Consider the following 16,685-nt stretch of genomic DNA (forward strand, 5'->3'; position numbering starts at 1 on the left):
CATCCGGCCGCGCCCCGGTCGGCGCGCCCGCTACCATGACTGCAGCCAGCGCGCGCACAGCTGCTCCACGTCGGCGCGCCAGGCGGCGCTGGCGAAGGTATGGTTGGCGCCATCGACCTGCGCCTGCGTCCACTGGGCGCGGGCGGCCACGGCGCGCCAGCGCGCGTCGGCGGCCAGCAGCGCGCTCCATTCGCGCGCGCCCAGGTCGTCGCCGCTGAGGATGAGCAGGACCTTGCCCTGGAATTGCGTCAGGGCCCGCAGCATGGCCGGCGCGGGAGCGTCGGGCTCCTGCGCCGCCGCGCCCTGGCTGGCCGCCGCCACCTGGCGCAGCGAGGCGAGGCTGGCGCCCAGGCGCACGCCGCCGCGCGCCAGCTTGCGCCAGAAGGCCGGCTGCAGCAGGCGCGGCAAATAATAGTGGCGCAGGGTGGCGCGCGCCAGGCCCGCCTCGCTGCGTACCCAGGGGTTGAGCAGGACCAGGGCCTGGACGCGCGCATCGTGCGGCGCATGGCAGGCGGCGGCCGTGGCACCGTCGCACAAGCCCCACAGCACCACTTCGCGCAGGGATGGCACGGCGGCGAAGAATTGCGCCAGCGCGCCGGCGATGTCGGGACCGGCGGCGCGGTAATCGCGCGCGCTGCCTTCGCTGTCGCCCATGCCGCGCAGGTCGAAGCGCAGCACGGGCAGGCCGCGCGCGGCCAGGGCGGCCGCCAGCAGGGTGAACTGGCGGTGGCTGCCCACGCGGTACTGCGGCCCGCCCGTGACGACGAGGACGCCGCGCGGACCGGGCGCCTCGGGCAGGCTGAGGATGCCCACCATGCGCGCCTGCGCGTCGGCGTCGTCGTCCCCGGCCGCGCTGCGAAAGCGCAGCGCCAGCTGGCGCACGGCCTGCGCCTGCGCGCCGTCGCGCTTCATGGCGCGTCCCCGTCGTCGGCCAGCCAGTCGCGGCACAGCCGGCGCGTGGCGTCGAGCAGCTGCGGGCAGGCCAGCAGCTCGCCGCTGTGCCAGAAGGGGCCGTCGCCGAAGGTGGCCATGTGCACGGCTGCGCCCTGGCTGCGCCACTGCTGCGCCAGCTGGCGCGGCGGCGCGGCGCCCGCCTGCTGCGGCGCGCGGTAATCGAGCCAGTACACGGGCACGGCGGGCAGCAGGGCGCCGGCATGGATGTCGTCGATGGCGTGCGCCAGGGCGCTGGCCAGCAGGTAGCCCGCCACTTCCACGGGGCGGCCGTTGGCCAGTTCGGCGCGCGCCTGGCCGGGCGCGTCCGGCGCGCCGCCATCGAGCAGGCGCGCCGCCAGGCGCAGGCGCAGGAAGCGGTCGATGCAGCGCCGCCCGTCCAGCTCGGGCTGCCACAGCAGCAGGCGCGCCAGCGGCAGCTGGGCGCGGCTGGCGAAATCGAGGGCCAGCAGGGCGCCCAGGCGCAAGCCCCACAGGGTCAGCGGGCCGTCGACGCGCTGCGCCAGCCAGGCGCAGGCCAGGTGCAGGTCGTTGTGCCAGATGGGCCAGCGCGCGTCGCCGAAGTCGCCGCTGCTGTCGCCGCAGCCATACAGGTCGATCTGCAGCACGCTGTAGCCGGCGGCGGCAAAGGCGCGCGCCTGCGCGGCGGCCACATGGCGGCTCTTGTTCAGTTCTTCCGCCAGCGGGTGCAGGTAGACGATGCCGCCGCGCGCGTTGCGGCCCGGCGGCGGCAGGTGCAGCAGGCAGTAGCGCTGGCCGCCGCTGGCCGGCAGGAAGAAGGGCAGCAGGGGCAGGGTGTCGGTGGCGGCGCGGGTCATGGCCGCAGCTTTGCAAAGACGAAGTCGTGCAGGGTGCCCACCGTGCTGAAATGGCGCGCGTGGATGTCCTCGTCGGCCACTTCGATGCCGAAATGCTCTTCCAGCGCGGCGATCACGCCGATCACGGCCATCGAATCGAGCTCCGGCACGCTGCCCAGCAGCGGCGTGTGGGCTTCCAGCACCCGGCCGTTCAGGCCCAGGGTGGTATCGAGGATGTGCTTTACTGCTTCAAGATGCGGCATGTCAGCTCCAGGGAAGGGTAGTGCGGCAGGGACGACGTGTCGAAGGCCAGGCAGGGCACGTCGCCGGGATGGCGCGACAGGTGCAGGTAGGGCGGCAGGCTGGCGACCATCCATTGCCAGCGCCCGCAGCGGAGAAAGGTGGCCGTGCCCAGCCCGTGCGTGCCCAGGCGCGAATGGGCCGCCAGCGAGGCCGGGTTGAAGCGCGAGATGCGGCTGCACGTCCAGCGCACGCCTTGTGCGTGCAGCACGGCGTTGGCTTCTTCCCACAGGCGGGCGAAGACGAGGCTGCCGCGCTGCCCGGGTGCCACCCACACGTCCAGGTCCCACGACGACTGGCTTGACGCCAGCGCATAGCGGGCGCGCACCTCGTCTTCCTGGCAGCCATGGCGCAGCAGCCACAGCCAGCCGGCCATCTGCGCGGGCGCCTGCGCGTGGCGCGCCACCAGGCATTGCGCGCCCTGGCCGTAGCGCGCGCGCAGCACGCCGGGGCGGCGCACGGGGCCGGGCGGCAGGTCCGCCTCCGCCAGGCACGGCGTGACGGTGATGTTGCGTCCGCGCCCGCGGCACAGCGAGCCGGGCGCCACGGCCTGCGCCACGAACTGGTAGCGGTACAGGGCGCAACGCTGGCGCGGCACGCGCGCCAGCAGGCGCGCCACGGCCAGCCACGCGCTGTCGCGCCAGCCCAGCTGGCGGAGACTGGCGGCGATGCGCTGCAGCAGGGGAAAATGCGCGGACAGGGCCATGGCGGTCACGGATGGGGCGGCTATGCAGCCAACGCTGTCCATTAGAACGCAGCGGCCGGCGCCGATCTTGCGCCGCCTCAAGTGTTGCTGCAACTGTCTTGCCGCGCCGCTTGCTTGATAAAAATCAAGACAGCTGTGTCCGTTTGTCTGAATCATGGGGGATGCATGGCAATCATGACAACGCGGGGGCGATACGATGGCAACACTGATACACGAACTGATCTTCGACGCGGCACGGCGTACGCCCGAGGCGCCGGCCCTGTCCTGGCAGGGCGAGGCGCTGGCGTATGGCGCGCTGGCCCAGTCCGTGCGCGACTGCGCCCGGGCCCTGCTGGCCCTGGGCTTGCGGCGCGGCGCGCGCGTGGCCGTCTACCTGGAAAAGCGTCCGGAAAACGTCAGCGCCATGTTCGGCGCGGCGGCGGCCGGCGGCGTCTTCGTGCCCGTCAATCCCCTGCTCAAGCCGGAACAGGTGGCCTATATCCTGGCCGACTGCAACGTCGCCATCCTCGTCACGTCGCGCGAGCGGCTGGCGCAGCTGGGCCCGGCCCTGGCCGCCTGCCCGGACCTGCAGACGGTGCTGCTGACGGGCGAGCCGGGGCCGGAGGGCCGCCTGGGCGCCGCGCGGCTGCTGTCGTGGGGCGCCGCGCTGGCCGGCGCCGCCCTGCGCCCGCCCGCGCCGCACCGGGTGATCGACACGGACATGGCCGCCATCCTGTACACCTCGGGCAGCACGGGCAGTCCGAAAGGCGTGGTCCTGTCGCACCGGAACATGCTGGCGGGCGCGCTCAGCGTGTCCGGCTACCTGGGCAACACGCCGCAGGACCGCATCCTGTGCGTGCTGCCGCTCAGTTTTGACTACGGCCTGAGCCAGCTGACGACGGCCTTCGCCAGCGGCGCCTGCGCCGTGCTGATGAATTATCTGCTGCTGCGCGACATCGTCGAAGCCGTGGAGCAGGAAGCCATCACGGGGCTGGCCGCCGTGCCGCCCCTGTGGGTGCAGCTGTCGCAGCTGAGCTGGCCCTTGTCCACGCCCTTGCGCTACATCACCAATTCGGGCGGCGTGATGCAGCGCAGTACGCTCGACAAGCTGCGCCTGGCCCTGCCGCGCGCGCAGGTCTTCCTCATGTACGGACTGACGGAAGCGTTCCGCTCCACCTATCTGCCGCCGGAGCAGCTGGAGCGGCGCCCCGATTCCATCGGGCAAGCGATTCCCAACGCGGACGTGCTGGTGCTGCGCCCTGACGGCAGCGTCTGCGACGCCGACGAGCCGGGCGAACTGGTGCACCGGGGCGCGCTGGTGGCGCTGGGCTACTGGAACGATGCGGCGCGCACGGCCGAGCGCTTCAAGCCCCTGCCGCCCCAGGCGGGCGGGCTGGTGCTGCCGGAACTGGCCGTGTGGTCCGGCGACACGGTGCGCCGCGACGGGGAAGGCTATCTGTATTTCGTCGGCCGCAGCGACGACATGATCAAGACGTCCGGCTACCGGGTCAGCCCGGCGGAAGTGGAAGAAGTGGCGTATGCGAGCGGCCTGGTGGGCGAAGCGGCCGCGCTGGGCATGCCCCATGCCGTGCTGGGCCAGGCCATCGCCTTGCTCGTCACGCCCGCGCCGGGCGTGGAATTGCTGCGCGACGCCGTGCTGGCCGCCTGCCGCGCGCGCCTGCCCGGCTACATGGTGCCCCTGTGGATCGAGATCCGCGCCGACTCCTTGCCGCGCAATCCGAACGGCAAGATCGACCGCGCGCTGCTGGCGCGGGAACTGGCGCAAGCCCATGCGGTCCAATCGGGAGGCGCGGCATGAACGGCCCCGGTCTGAAAGACACGGCCATGCCCGTGCATGCGGCCATGCACGAGTTTGCCGTGGCGGACGACATGCTGCAGCTGGGCGGCCTGCCACTGTCCCGCCTGGCCCAGCGCGTGGGCAGCACGCCGTTCTACGCCTATGAACGCAGCCACATCGTGCGCCGCGTGGCGCAGCTGCGCGCCGCCTTGCCGGCCGGCGTGCACCTGCATTACGCCATGAAGGCCAATCCCATGCCGGCCGTGGTGCAGCTGCTGGCGGGCCTGGTTGATGGCATCGACGTGGCCTCGGGCGGCGAGCTGGCGACGGCGCTCGACACGCCCCTGCCGGCGCACTGCATCAGTTTTGCGGGGCCGGGCAAGCGCGAGGGGGAACTGGCGCGGGCCGTGGCGGCGGGCGTGCTGGTCAATGTGGAATCGCGGGTCCAGCTGGAAAAGACTGCGCTGGCCAGCGAGCGGCTGGGCGTGGCGGCCCGCGTGGCCGTGCGCGTGAATCCCGACTTTGCCCTGCGCCGGGCAGGCATGCGCATGGGCGGCGGCGCGCAGCCGTTCGGCGTCGATGCGGCGCAGGTGCCGGCCCTGCTGGCCCGCATCGGCGAGCTGGGCCTCGACTTTCACGGCTTCCACCTGTTTGCGGGCGCGCAAAACCTGTGCGCCACGGCCCTGGCGGAAGCCCAGTCCCACAGTGTGCGGCTGGCCTTGCAGCTGGCCGACAGCGCGCCCGGTCCCTTGCGCACGCTCAATATCGGCGGCGGCTTCGGCGTGCCGTACTTCCCCGGCGACCGGCCGCTCGACCTGGCGCCCGTGGCCGAGGGCTTGCAGGCGCAGCTCGATCTGCTCGGCAGCGCCGCGCCCGGCGTGCGGCTGAACCTGGAACTGGGTCGCTACCTCGTGGCCGAGGCGGGGATTTATGTGTGCAAGGTGCTCGAACGCAAGCTGTCGCATGGCCAGGTATTCCTCGTCACGGACGGCGGGCTGCACCACCATCTGGCGGCCTCGGGCAATTTCGGCCAGCTGATCCGCAAGAACTATCCCGTCGCCATCGGCAACCGCCTGCACGGAGGAGAGCGGGAAGTGGCTTCCGTCGTGGGGCCATTGTGCACGCCGCTCGACCTGCTGGCCGACCAGATGGAACTGGCGCGGGCCGGGGAAGGCGACCTGGTGGTGGTGTTCCAGTCGGGCGCCTATGGCTTGACGGCCAGCCCGACGGCGTTTCTCGGCCATCCGCTGCCGGCCGAGGTGCTCGTATGAGCGGCCTGTGCGGCTGGCTGCTGGCCGGCACGGGCGTGGCCGGCGGCCTTGCGCCGGACTGCGCCGCCGTCGCGCCCCTGGCGTGCAGCGCGGACGTGCCCGCCGCGCCGGGCGTGCCGGGCGGCATCTCCGCGACCATCCCCGGCATCCCCGGCAACATCGCCGCTCCCGCGCCGGGCGGCGTTTCCGGCCAGGACGCCGCCGGCGCCCGGCCCGCCGGCGGCCCCGAGGCGCTGCTGGCGCGCATGGCGGCGCCGCTGTCGCGCCATGATGGCGCGCCCCTGGCCGCCTGCGTGGGCGAAGTGGGCGGCGTGGCCGTGGCCGCCATCGACGGCAGCCGCCACCTGTACCAGCAGGATGGCTTGCAGGTGGCGATCTGGGGCCGGCCGGAACTGGACGGTTCGCCCGACGACGTGGCGCGCCGCCTCGCGTCCCTGTGGCTGAGCCGGGGCGTGGCCGCCTGCGCCTGCCTGTCGGGGCCGTTCTGCCTGGCCATCCTCGATGCCTTTTCCGGTTCGGCCCTGCTGGCCGTGGACCGGGCCGGCATCCACCCGCTCAGCTACGCGCGCCTGGCGCAGGGCCTTGTCTTCGCCTCCTCGGCGGACGCCTTGCTGGCCCATCCCGGCGTGCGCGGCGCGCTCGACCCGCAGGCCCTGTATCACTACCTGTTCTTCCACATGGTGCCCGGCCCGGGCACGGCCTACGTGGGCCAGCAGCGCCTGCTGCCCGGCGAATACCTGCACGTGCGGGGCGGCAAGCAGTGCAAGGGCAGCTACTGGCAGCTGGCCTTCCAGGAGCACGCGTATGCGCGCACGCCGGCCAGCTTTGCCGCCAAGCGCCAGGAATTCCTGCGCCTGCTGCGGCAGTGCGTGGAAAACAGCCTGGGCGCGGATGCCGACGCCACGGGCGCTTTTCTCAGCGGCGGCACGGACAGTTCCACCCTGGCCGCCATCATGGGCCAGGTGACGGGCCGCGCCGCGCGCACGTATTCCATCGGCTTCGACGCGCCCGGCTACGACGAGATGGCGTATGCGCGCCTGGCCGCCAGCCATGCGGGCAGCATCCACCACGAGCGCTACGTCACGCCGGCCGACGTGCTGGCCGCCATTCCCGCCATGGCGGCCGTCTTCGACCAGCCCTTCGGCAATGCCTCGGCCATCCCCGCCTTCTACTGCGCGCAGATGGCGCGCGAGGATGGCGTGATCCGCCTGCTGGGCGGCGACGGCGGCGACGAATTGTTTGGTGGCAATGAACGCTATGTCCACCAGGCCCTGCTGTCGCGTTATGAGCGCCTGCCCGCCATGCTGCGCCAGCTCCTCATCGAGCCGCTGCTGTTCCGCGAACGGGCGGGCAAGCCGTGGCGCCTGGCGGACAAGGCGCGCCGCTACATCGAGCAGGCCAGCCTGCCGCTGCCGGCCCGCCTGGACAGCTACAACCTGCTGCTGCGCCATGGCTGCCGCACGGTGCTGGAGGCGGACTTCCTCAAATCCGTCGATCCCGGCATGGCGCCCGGCTGCGTGAACGGCGCGTACTGGCAGCGCCAGGGGCAGGGCTTGAGCCAGATCAATGAGCTGCTGGCGCTGGACATGCGCTTCACCCTGGCCGACAACGACCTGGTGAAGGTGCGCAAGGCCTGCGAGCTGGCCGGCGTGGAGGCCGCATTTCCCTTCCTGCACGACGCGATGGTGGCGTTCGCGGCCCGCCTGGCGCCCCGCGACAAGCTCGACGGTACGCGGCTGCGGCCCTTCTTCAAGCGGGCCCTGGCGGACATCCTGCCGCCGGCCATCGTGCGCAAGAAGAAGCACGGCTTCGGCCTGCCGTTCGGCCAGTGGCTGCACAGCCACGCGCCCCTGCGCGACTTTGCCTTCGACAACCTGACGCAGCTGCGCGGACGGGGCATCGTGCGGCCCGCCTTCATCGACGACCTGCAGGGCCGCCTGCTGGCGGAGCACCCGGCCTATCACGGCACCATGGTGTGGCTGCTGATGATGCTGGAACAGTGGCTCAGCTGCCATCCTGCGGCGCTGGGGGCGCTTGCAGGCGGTTTTGCCGCATGCGCCACAGAAACGCCAGCCGTCCTCGATCCCACGGCGTAAAGCGGGGCAGCTGCAGCAGGTCGGTGCCGTCGCCCGGGCGCGCCACGCCCCAGTCCGTGGCGACGGCCGCCGTGAAACCCAGGCTCCTGACGATGTCCACGTGGGCGGCGCCATAGTCGCGCCCGGCCTTGCCGTTCGGATAGGCGAACAGCGGCACGGGCGCCTGCAGCGCCTCTTCCAGCTGGCGCTTGCCATTGGCGATGTCGCGCCGCGCCGCCGTCGCCGACAGGGTCGACAGGATGGGGTGGCTGGCCGTGTGCGCGCCCAGCCCCATGCCCGCCGCCTGCAGTTCCCGCAGCTGGGCGCTGCTCAGCATGGGCGAGGCGTGCCGGCGGGGACCGGCCAGCCGGCGGATGTGCAGGGCCAGGCGCTGGCGCTGGGCGAACGGCAGGTACTTGAGCTGCCCCAGCAGGGTGGCGATGGCGGCGCGCCGCTGCGCCAGGCTGGCGACGGGCAGGCAGCCCAGGCCATGTGCCCGCAAGTCCAGCTGCGCGCCGGGCGCATGGCGCACGCCTTCGATGACGCTGTCGTTCCACATCTGGCCGCCGTCCAGGTAGCCCGTGGCGATAAAGAAGGTGGCATGCAGGGCGTGCCGCTGCAGCAGCGGCAGGGCCACCTGCGCATTGTCCGCATAGCCGTCGTCGAAGGTGATGGCGACGGCGCGCGGCGGCAGGCTGCCGTCGCGCAGGCGCTGGACGGCCTCGGCCAGCGGCAGCGGTGCATGGAAGCGCCGCAGCAGGCGCAGCTGGCGCTCGAACAGGCGCGCATCGACTTCGCCGGGAAACAGGGGATCGGGCCGGGCCAGCACACGGTGGTAGATGAGGATGGACAGGCTGGCCGGCGTCATGGCTGCTCCGCGACGGCCTTGGCATCCTTGCCGCGCGCCCGCGCATGCCGGGGCAGGGCTTGCCGCAACTGCCGCTCGACGACGATGCGCGTGGCGATCAGGGCCGCCATCAGGTAGTAGGGCATGTCGAAATACAGCAGGCTGAGGAAGGCGCCGCCCACGGCAAAGCCGATCAGGCTGGCCTGGCTCATGGTGGCCAGGCCGTGCGCCCAGCGCAGCTCGGCCTGGCCCCGCGTGCGGCGGATGATGACGCTGGCCGTATGCCAGGTGGCCATGCCCAGCGCCAGGTAGAGGAACAGGCCGACGAAGCCGTGCTCGCCCAGCACCTGGAAATAGATGCTGTGTGCCGCGTGCACGTCCAGGGGATTGGGCGCGTAGCGGGCAAAGATGCTGGCGTCGGACACGTCGAAGCCGCCGCCGAGGAAGCGGTCGCGCGCCAGGTTCCACGCCATGCGCCACGCATTCAGGCGGCCCATCGCGGAACTGTCTTCCTCGTAGGTATTGATGGTGTCCATGCGCTCGGCCCAGCGCTCGGGCATGAAGGCGAGCAGCAGGGGCGTGACGGCGGCCAGCAGCGCGCCCAGCATCAGCTTGCGGTCGCTCTTGAGCCACATGAACAGCACCATGGCGGCGATGGCCAGCAGCGCGCCGCGCGAATACGAGCCCAGGGCGGCCAGCGCCGACAGCAGCATCGCCGCCGACAGGCCATGGCGGTGCCAGCGCCGGTCGCTGTTCTGCTGCAGGTAATACATGAGGGGAATGGTGATGATGAGGGCCAGGGCCAGCGAATTGTTGTCGCCGATAAAGGTGTCTTCCGGCCCCCAGACCCGCTCCGTGCCGCCGCTGCGGATGGTGAAGATGCCGCCTTTCACGCCGTAATAGCCGATCGAGCCGACCAGCACCCACACCAGGCGCACGATGTCGCGCCGCGTGCGTATCACCATCATCACGACAAAGGTCATCAGCATGATCTTCATGACCTTGTTCCATTGTTCCCACGACGACTCCGGCAGCAGGGCGAACGGCGCCGTCACGTTCATCCACGCGACGAACAGCAGCAGCAGCACGCTGACGGGGGTGAGCGGCAGGCTTTTCGGCTCGCGCGTCATGACGAGGCCCAGCACGGTGGCGACGGCGATGATGAAGGCGAACGGCATGTGGGTGGCGAAGCCCCAGCCCTGGGTGTGGGGATTCATGACGCTGACCCAGACCCACATCAGGCCGCCGATGGACGGCGCCTTCAGGATGAAGGGCAGCGAACCCAGGATGATGACGGTAACGAGTATGTCGCGCATGAAAGAGGACGCTCCTTGTGGTAGCGGACGGGACCGGGCCTTGATGCCGCTCAACGGGCTGGCGGGCAGGCTCAGTACACTGGATCAACACGGCCGGGCCTTGCTCCACGGGGCTGGCGCCGTTATTGAATCTGTACATCAGTTTTGTCATGGTAAGACCAAGGAGGCATGTCCTTGTTGACCGTTCTCATGGCGACCTACAATGGCGCCAGCACCTTGCCCCAGGTATTGCGCGCCTACATGGGCCTGCACCCGCCCGCGGGCGGCTGGCGCCTCGTCATCGCCGACAATGGCAGCACCGACGCCACGGCGCAGGTGATCGCCGCCTTCCGTGGCCGCCTGCCCTTGAGTTCCGTGTACGTGGCGCGGCGCGGCCGCAGTCCCGCCCTGAACGGCGCCGTTGAGTACGCCCTGCGCCGCGGCGGCGACGGCAGCGAGCTGTTCGTCTTTGGCGACGACGATGCCATGCCCGCGCCGGACTGGCTGTGCCGTTTGCAGGCGTGTGCGCGCAGCCATCCCGGCCACGGCCTGTTCGGCGGCGCCATCGTGCCCGCCTGGCGCGAAACGCCGGCCGACTGGCTGCTGCGCCTGACACCCGTCGGCCTGACGTGGGGCATCACCAGTCCCGAGCTGCGCGACGGTCCCGTGTATCCCGGCCTCGTCTGGGGCGCCAACATGGCCATCCGCCGCCGTCTCTTCGAGGCGGGCGCCCGCTATGACGAAAGCATCGGCCCCCAGGGCCGCAGCTATGCCATGGGCAGTGAAACCAAGTTGAACCTGGATATCTACCGGGCCGGCAACCCGTCGTGGTTCTGCCCGCAGGCCAGGGTGGCGCACATCATCCGCGTGCAGCAGGTGCAGCGCGACTGGGTCCTGCGGCGCTCCTTCCTGTTCGGCCGGGGCCAGTGCCGGCTGGCGGTGCCGGCGCCCAGCGTGGAATGGCTGGGCGTGCCCCGCTGGATGCTGGGCCGCTACCTGCGCGACGGCGTGGCGGCCGTGGGCGCCTGGCTGCGGCGGGACCGGGAAACCCTGTTCCTGCGCAGCTGGGAACTGGCATGGCTGCAGGGCTATTTCCACGAAGCGTGGCGCGGGCGGCGCAAGCGCCTGCCGCGCGTCCTCATCACCAGCTATTCCGGCGAACTGGGCGGCATGGAGCTGCGCATGGCGCAGGAGGCGCAGCTGCTGGGCAAGGCCGGCTACGACAGCGTGCTGGGGCTGCGCCGCTTCCCCGGCTTCGCCGCCTGGGCGCAGGGCCTGCGGCGGCGGCAGCTGCGCGTGGAAGTGTATGAACCGCCCCTGTTCGTCGAGCACTGGGCCTGGCGGCGCTGGAACCTGCTGCGCGCGCGGCTCGCGGGCGCCCGGCCGCTGCGGCGGCTGCGGCCCGACCTGGTGCACGTGGCTTTCTGCTGGACCACCTATGGCGCCTCGATCCTGTGGCTGGCGCGGCGCTGCCGCCTGCCGGCCGTGGTCAGCGTGCACAACGCGTTTCCCCTGGAACCGCTGAGCGCCTGGCAGCGGCCCCTGCTGCAGGAAGCGTTCCGCGGCGTGAAGGGCGTGTATGCCGTGTCGCCGTCGGCCATGCGGCATTTCCTCGACCTGTACCGCGGCATGCTGGCGCCGGCCACGCGGCTGGCCGTGATCCCGAACGGCGTCGATACGGATGCCTTCACCGTCTCGCCGCAACGGCGGCTGCAGGCGCGTCAGCAGCTGGGGCTGCCGCCGGACGCGCTGGTGATCGGCTGCGTGGCCCGCCTGTCCGCGCAAAAGCGGCCGCAAGCCCTGCTGGCCCTGTTCGCCCGTCTGCTGCCCCAGTTTCCCCGCCTGTACCTGGTGCTGGCGGGCACGGGGCCGCTGGAAGACTTGCTGCGTGAACAGGTGCGGGCGGCGGGATTGCAGGGGCGGGTGCTGCTGGCGGGATTCCAGCCCCGCATCGACCTGCTGATGCCCGCCTTCGACCTGCATCTGCTGCTGAGCAAGAACGAAGGTTTCGGCATCGCCACCATCGAGGCCATGGCGTGCGGCGTGCCGGCCGTGGGCACGGACGTGCCGGGCACCCGCGACATCCTGCACGGCAGCGGCGGCGGCCTGCTGCTGCCGCTGGACGACGAGGAGGCCGCCTGCCGGGCTGTGGCCGGGCTGCTGCGCGACCCGGCCCGGCGCCGGCGCATGGGGCAGCAGGCCCGCCTGGAGGCGGAGCAGCACTATTCCATGCAGCGCCTGGAGCGGCAGCTGCAGCAGTTCTATGCCGGTCTCGTGTAGCGCCAGGAGCTGCCCCGCATGAATGCCACGCGCCATTCCTTCTTCTTTTCCTTCGCCGAAAAATACACGGTGCTGCTGCTGAGTATCGTGTCCACGATGATCCTGTCGCGCCTGCTGACGCCGGCCGAGGTGGGCGTGTATTCGCTGGGCGCCGTGCTGGTGGCCATGGCCCAGGTGGTGCGCGATTTCGGCGTGGGCCAGTACCTGATCCAGGAAAAGGTGCTGACGACGGAGAAACTGCGCGCCGCCCTGACGACGAGCCTGGTGGTGGCCTGGCTGCTGGCGGCGCTGGTGCTGGCCGCCAGCGGCCCGCTGGCCCGCTTCTACGACGAGCCGCGCCTGCACCTGGTGCTGCAGCTGCTGTCGATCAACTTCCTGCTGATTCCGTTCAGCGCGCTGACCTTGCCCCTCCTGCGGCGGCAACTGCGCTTTCGCGCCATCTATGCGATCAACGCGGCCAACAGCGTCACCAACCTGCTGGTGGGGGTGAGCATGGCGCTGCTGGGCCACAGTTACATGAGCCTGGTGGCGGCCGTGCTGGCCGGCTCCACCGCCTCGCTGCTGACGAGCCTGGTCGTGCGTCCCCGCGAACTGCCGTGGCTGCCGGGACGGCGGGGCGTGCGGGCCATCGTCTCCTTCGGCGCCTATGCGACGGGGGGCGGGCTGGTGGACGAGGCGGGCGTGGTGGCGCCGGACCTGGTGATCGGCAAGATGATCGATATCGAGAGCCTGGCCCTGTTCGGCAAGACGCAAAGCATGCTGAGCATTTTCAACCAGGCCATCACGAGTGCCATCTCGCCCGTGGTGTTTCCCCTGTTCGCGGCGCGCGACCGCGAGGAGGGCGGGGCGGGACCCGTCTACCTGCGCACGGTCAGCTACATGACGGCGCTGGCCTGGCCGTTTTTCCTGTTTCTCGCCTGCATGGCCTTGCCCCTCGTCAAAGTGTTGTACGGACCCCAATGGAGCGCGTGTACGCCCTTGATACGCATCATGTGCCTGTCCTCGGCCGTGTATAGCATGTTCAGCATGGCCCGCTACCTGTTCGTGGCGACGGGCCGGATGCGCGTGCAGGCGGGGCTCGATGCGTGGGCGGGCGGCCTGAAGGTGGCGGCGCTGCTGCTGGCGGCGCCCTTCGGCCTGGTGGCCGTGGCCTGGGCCGTGGTCTTCAGCACGCTGTTGCGCAGCTGGCTGATCTACCGCTGCCTGCGGCGCTTCAGCGGTCTCGACTGGCGCATCCTGCTGCCCGTCCTGCGCAAGAGCCTGGCCCTGTGCGCCATCAGCAGTCCGCCGCCGCTGTGCATGCTGCTGTGGATGCCGGCCGACATGCCGCATGCCATCCCGCTGCTGGCGCTGGCAGGCACGGCGCTGGCGACCCTGCTGTGCTGGATCGCCGGGATTTTTCTGTTGAAACACGAAATCGCCGTGGAGTTTCAGTTCGTGCAACGCAAGCTGCTGGGCCGCTGGCTGGCCGTCAAGTCGCAGTACTGACGGCTTGCGCGGGCGCGGCGGCCAGAAAGGAAGACCATGCGTGTCGGTATCTTGTCCTATCCCATGCTGTTCCAGCGCGACGGCGGCTTGCAGGTGCAGGTGCGCGAAACCGTGGCCGCCCTGAACCGGCTGCCGGCCAACCCGGCGCGGCCCCTGGCGGTGCAGCTGGTGGACGCCAACCACGAGCGGCTGGCCGATTTCGACGTGCTGCACGTGTTTTCGGCGAGCAACGGCACCTACCGCATCCTGGAGACGGCCAGCGAACTGGGCGTGCCCGTGGTGCTGTCGCCGCTGCTGGCGCCCAGCTGGAACCGGGGCAGTGCCTGGCGCGCCCGGCTGGCCGACCGGCTGGCGGGACGGCTGACGGAGTGGATGGTGCAGACGAGCTACGCGCAGACGCGGCGCGCCCTGCACCTGGCCACGCGTGTCATCGCCCTGGGCGAGGCCGAGCGCGATGCCCTCGTGCACGGCTTCGGCCTGGCGGGCGAGGCCATCCGTGTCCTGCCGAACGGGATCAATCCGCATTTCTTCACGGCCAACGGCGACCTGTTCCGGCGCGAGACGGGCATCGCCGTGCCCTTCGTGCTGATGGTGGGCAGCATTTCACCCTATAAAAACCAGCTGGGGCTGGCGCAGGCGCTGGCCGGCAGCGGCGTGCCCGTGGTGCTGATCGGCGCCGCGCCGCGCGAGCAGCAAGCCTACCTGCAGCAGCTGCTGGACTTGCCCCACGTGCGCTGGCTGGGCGCGCTGGACCACGCCGACCCGCTGCTGGCCAGCGCCTACCATGCGGCGGCCGTGGCGGCCTTGCCCAGCCAGGGTGAAGTATTTCCCCTGAGCGTGCTCGAAGCGCTGGCGGCCGGCACGCCCGTCGTCATGACATCGCAAAGCGCGCTGGACTTGCCCGATTCCGCCTTTGCGCTGCGCAAGGTGCGCTGGGACGACGGCCCCGCGCAGCGCCTGGCCATCACCGGGCTGCTGGCGCTGGCCCCGGAACGGGCGCGGGTGCGGGCCTTGGTGGAGCGTTTTACGTGGGAGCGCGTGGCGGCGCAGATCGCCGAGTGCTACGGCCAGGCGCACGCCGCCACGGCCGCGCACCCGGCAAGGAGCCGCCATGCTGTTTAATTCCTTCGCCTTCCTGTTCGCCTTCCTGCCCATCGTGCTGGTCGGCTACTTCCTGCTGGACCGCTGGGCGCCCGCCGGCGCCCGTGCGGCCGCCAGCTGGCGCCGCCTGGCACCGGCCGCCTGGCTGGGCGGCGCCTCCCTGTTCTTCTATGCGTGGTGGGATGCGCGCTACCTGCCGCTGCTGCTGGCCTCGATCTGCGTCAATTATGCCGCCGGGCGCCTGATCGGTGCCCGCGCGGGCGCGGCCCGCAAGCGCGTGCTGGTGGCGGCTCTGGCGCTGAACCTGGGCCTGCTCGCGTACTACAAGTATGCCAATTTCTTCATCGACAGCGTCCATGCCGTAGCGACGGCCGCCGGTGCTGGCGCTGCCAGCCTGCCGTGGCATGGCCTCGACATCATCTTGCCGATCGGTATTTCGTTCTTCACCTTCACGCAGATCGCCTTCCTCGTCGATTGCTACCGGGGCGAGGTGCGCGAATACCGCTTCCTCCATTACCTGCTGTTCGTCAGCTATTTCCCCCACCTGATCGCCGGTCCCGTGCTGCACCACCGCGACATGATGCCGCAGTTCGCCGACCCCGCCAACGCGCGCCCGCGCGCGGCCAATTTCGCCGTCGGCCTGTCCATCTTCACCATCGGCCTGGCCAAGAAGGTGCTGATCGCCGACAACCTGTCGCCGCTGGCCATCCCCGTCTTCGCGGCCGACGCCGCGCCCACGCTGATCGAGGCATGGATCGGCGTGCTGGCCTACACCTTCCAGCTGTATTTCGACTTTTCCGGCTATTCGGACATGGCCATCGGCCTGTCGCGCCTGTTCGGCGTGAAATTGCCGCTGAACTTCAATTCGCCGTACAAGGCGGCCAATATCGCGGACTTCTGGCGCCGCTGGCACATGACCTTGTCGCGCTTCCTGCGCGACTATCTGTACATTCCCCTGGGCGGCAGCCGGCGCGGCGAGGCCATGCGCTACCGCAACCTGATGCTGACCATGCTGCTGGGCGGCCTGTGGCACGGCGCCGGCTGGACCTTCGTCATCTGGGGCGGCCTGCACGGCCTGTACCTGGTGCTGCAGCAGGCGTGGCAAAGGTTCTTCGGCACGGCGCCGGGGTACCGCTGGCTGCGCTGGTGGCCGGGCTTGCTGACCTTTCTTGCCGTCATGCTCGCCTGGATCTTTTTCCGCGCGCCCGACGTGGCCACGGCTTGGGACATCGCGGGCGCGCTCGTGGGGGCGAACGGCATCAGCCTGCCGCGCGGCCTGGCCAGCCACGGCGCCACCCTGGCGCAGTGGGGCCTGCATCCCGCCTTCGACGGCATCCGCTGGATCGAACTGGTGGGGCCGGGCTTGCCCGTGCTGCTGGGCGCCATGCTGCTGGCCTTCAGGGCGCCGAACACGCAAGAAATATTCTTTCTCTACGAGCCTGCCATTGAAAGAATCTTTCAGCCTGCCGGACGCTGGAACGTCAGCTGGCGTCCCACGCGCCGCTGGAGCGTGGGCCTGGCCGCGCTGTTCGTCGCCTGCGTCTTCGGCATGAACCGGGTCACCGAATTCCTCTATTTCCAGTTCTGACCATGGACGCCGCCGCCCGCCGCTACCTCGCCGGCTTTCTCGCCTGCATCGGCCTCGCGCTGGGCGCCGTCTCGTTCCTCAACTACCAGGTCGATCCCTACCTGCTGCACCAGTGGGACAGCCCCCTGGTGCAGCGCCCGCGCCAGCTCAATGAAAAGCTCGGTGCCTGGGCCAAGACCTATGCCGTGGCGCGCTACCGGCCCGCCGTC

General features: G+C 70.8%; 13 protein-coding genes and 1 pseudogene. 8 read left to right on the top strand and 6 right to left on the bottom strand.

The window, feature by feature from the left end; translation table 11 throughout:
* Positions 1-30: 30 nt before the first annotated feature.
* From EBS11_RS21430 to EBS11_RS21445, 4 genes are read right to left on the bottom strand one after another with little or no spacing between them, the layout of a single operon-like run.
* Complete coding sequence (locus EBS11_RS21430; protein ID WP_290606204.1) at positions 31-912, bottom strand: hydrolase 1, exosortase A system-associated; 882 nt, start codon at positions 910-912, stop codon at positions 31-33.
* A complete protein-coding gene (locus EBS11_RS21435) occupies positions 909-1,769 on the bottom strand; it encodes a hydrolase 2, exosortase A system-associated (protein ID WP_290606206.1) in 861 nt (286 codons plus the stop codon). The genes EBS11_RS21430 and EBS11_RS21435 overlap by 4 nt, the downstream gene beginning before the upstream one ends.
* Positions 1,766-2,011: a phosphopantetheine-binding protein gene (locus EBS11_RS21440; RefSeq protein WP_290606208.1), complete on the bottom strand. Its 246-nt coding sequence runs from the start codon at positions 2,009-2,011 to the stop codon at positions 1,766-1,768. The genes EBS11_RS21435 and EBS11_RS21440 overlap by 4 nt, the downstream gene beginning before the upstream one ends.
* Positions 1,990-2,754 carry a hypothetical protein gene (locus EBS11_RS21445; RefSeq protein ID WP_290606228.1) on the bottom strand — a complete coding sequence of 255 codons (765 nt, stop codon included), beginning with the start codon at positions 2,752-2,754 and terminating at the stop codon, positions 1,990-1,992. Before EBS11_RS21445 ends, EBS11_RS21440 begins: the two co-directional genes overlap by 22 nt.
* Positions 2,755-2,950: 196 nt before the next feature.
* Between EBS11_RS21445 and EBS11_RS21450 the strand changes: the two genes are divergently transcribed.
* Genes EBS11_RS21450 through EBS11_RS21460 form a run of 3 tightly spaced genes read left to right on the top strand, consistent with a single transcriptional unit; the run spans position 2,951 to position 7,898 of the window.
* Complete coding sequence (locus EBS11_RS21450; RefSeq protein ID WP_290606210.1) at positions 2,951-4,552, top strand: acyl-CoA ligase (AMP-forming), exosortase A system-associated; 1,602 nt, start codon at positions 2,951-2,953, stop codon at positions 4,550-4,552.
* Positions 4,553-4,578: 26 nt separating this feature from the next.
* Positions 4,579-5,802 (top strand): pyridoxal-dependent decarboxylase, exosortase A system-associated, encoded by a 1,224-nt coding sequence (locus tag EBS11_RS21455; RefSeq protein ID WP_290606231.1) that lies wholly within the window; start codon positions 4,579-4,581, stop codon positions 5,800-5,802.
* The gene (locus EBS11_RS21460) at positions 5,799-7,898 is read left to right on the top strand and encodes an asparagine synthase-related protein (protein ID WP_290606212.1); all 2,100 of its coding nucleotides are present in this window, start codon (positions 5,799-5,801) and stop codon (positions 7,896-7,898) included. Before EBS11_RS21455 ends, EBS11_RS21460 begins: the two co-directional genes overlap by 4 nt.
* Here the strand turns inward: EBS11_RS21460 and EBS11_RS21465 are convergent.
* On the bottom strand, positions 7,807-8,745 hold the full coding sequence (locus EBS11_RS21465; RefSeq protein ID WP_290606214.1) for a polysaccharide deacetylase family protein: 939 nt from the start codon (positions 8,743-8,745) through the stop codon (positions 7,807-7,809). The two genes, EBS11_RS21460 and EBS11_RS21465, sit on opposite strands and share 92 nt — an antisense overlap.
* On the bottom strand, positions 8,742-10,040 hold the full coding sequence (locus EBS11_RS21470) for a putative O-glycosylation ligase, exosortase A system-associated (protein ID WP_290606215.1): 1,299 nt from the start codon (positions 10,038-10,040) through the stop codon (positions 8,742-8,744). Before EBS11_RS21470 ends, EBS11_RS21465 begins: the two co-directional genes overlap by 4 nt.
* 174 nt (positions 10,041-10,214) lie before the next feature.
* Here EBS11_RS21470 and EBS11_RS21475 point away from each other — a divergent pair, with 174 nt between their 5' ends.
* The 5 genes and pseudogenes from EBS11_RS21475 to EBS11_RS21495 all read left to right on the top strand — a co-directional run.
* Positions 10,215-12,299 (top strand): glycosyltransferase, encoded by a 2,085-nt coding sequence (locus tag EBS11_RS21475; protein ID WP_290606216.1) that lies wholly within the window; start codon positions 10,215-10,217, stop codon positions 12,297-12,299.
* A gap of 18 nt (positions 12,300-12,317) precedes the next feature.
* A complete protein-coding gene (locus EBS11_RS21480; protein WP_290606218.1) occupies positions 12,318-13,787 on the top strand; it encodes a lipopolysaccharide biosynthesis protein in 1,470 nt (489 codons plus the stop codon).
* 36 nt (positions 13,788-13,823) lie between these two features.
* On the top strand, positions 13,824-14,909 hold the full coding sequence (locus tag EBS11_RS21485; RefSeq protein ID WP_290606220.1) for a glycosyltransferase family 4 protein: 1,086 nt from the start codon (positions 13,824-13,826) through the stop codon (positions 14,907-14,909).
* Positions 14,899-16,476, top strand: coding sequence for an MBOAT family protein (locus EBS11_RS21490; protein WP_290606222.1), 1,578 nt, complete (start codon positions 14,899-14,901; stop codon positions 16,474-16,476). Before EBS11_RS21485 ends, EBS11_RS21490 begins: the two co-directional genes overlap by 11 nt.
* A 2-nt stretch (positions 16,477-16,478) precedes the next feature.
* A pseudogene (locus tag EBS11_RS21495) lies at positions 16,479-16,685 on the top strand (hypothetical protein); the annotation flags it as partial.

The organism is Janthinobacterium sp., from assembly GCF_009923995.1.
In the GTDB taxonomy this organism is placed as follows: Bacteria; Pseudomonadota; Gammaproteobacteria; order Burkholderiales; family Burkholderiaceae_D; genus Janthinobacterium.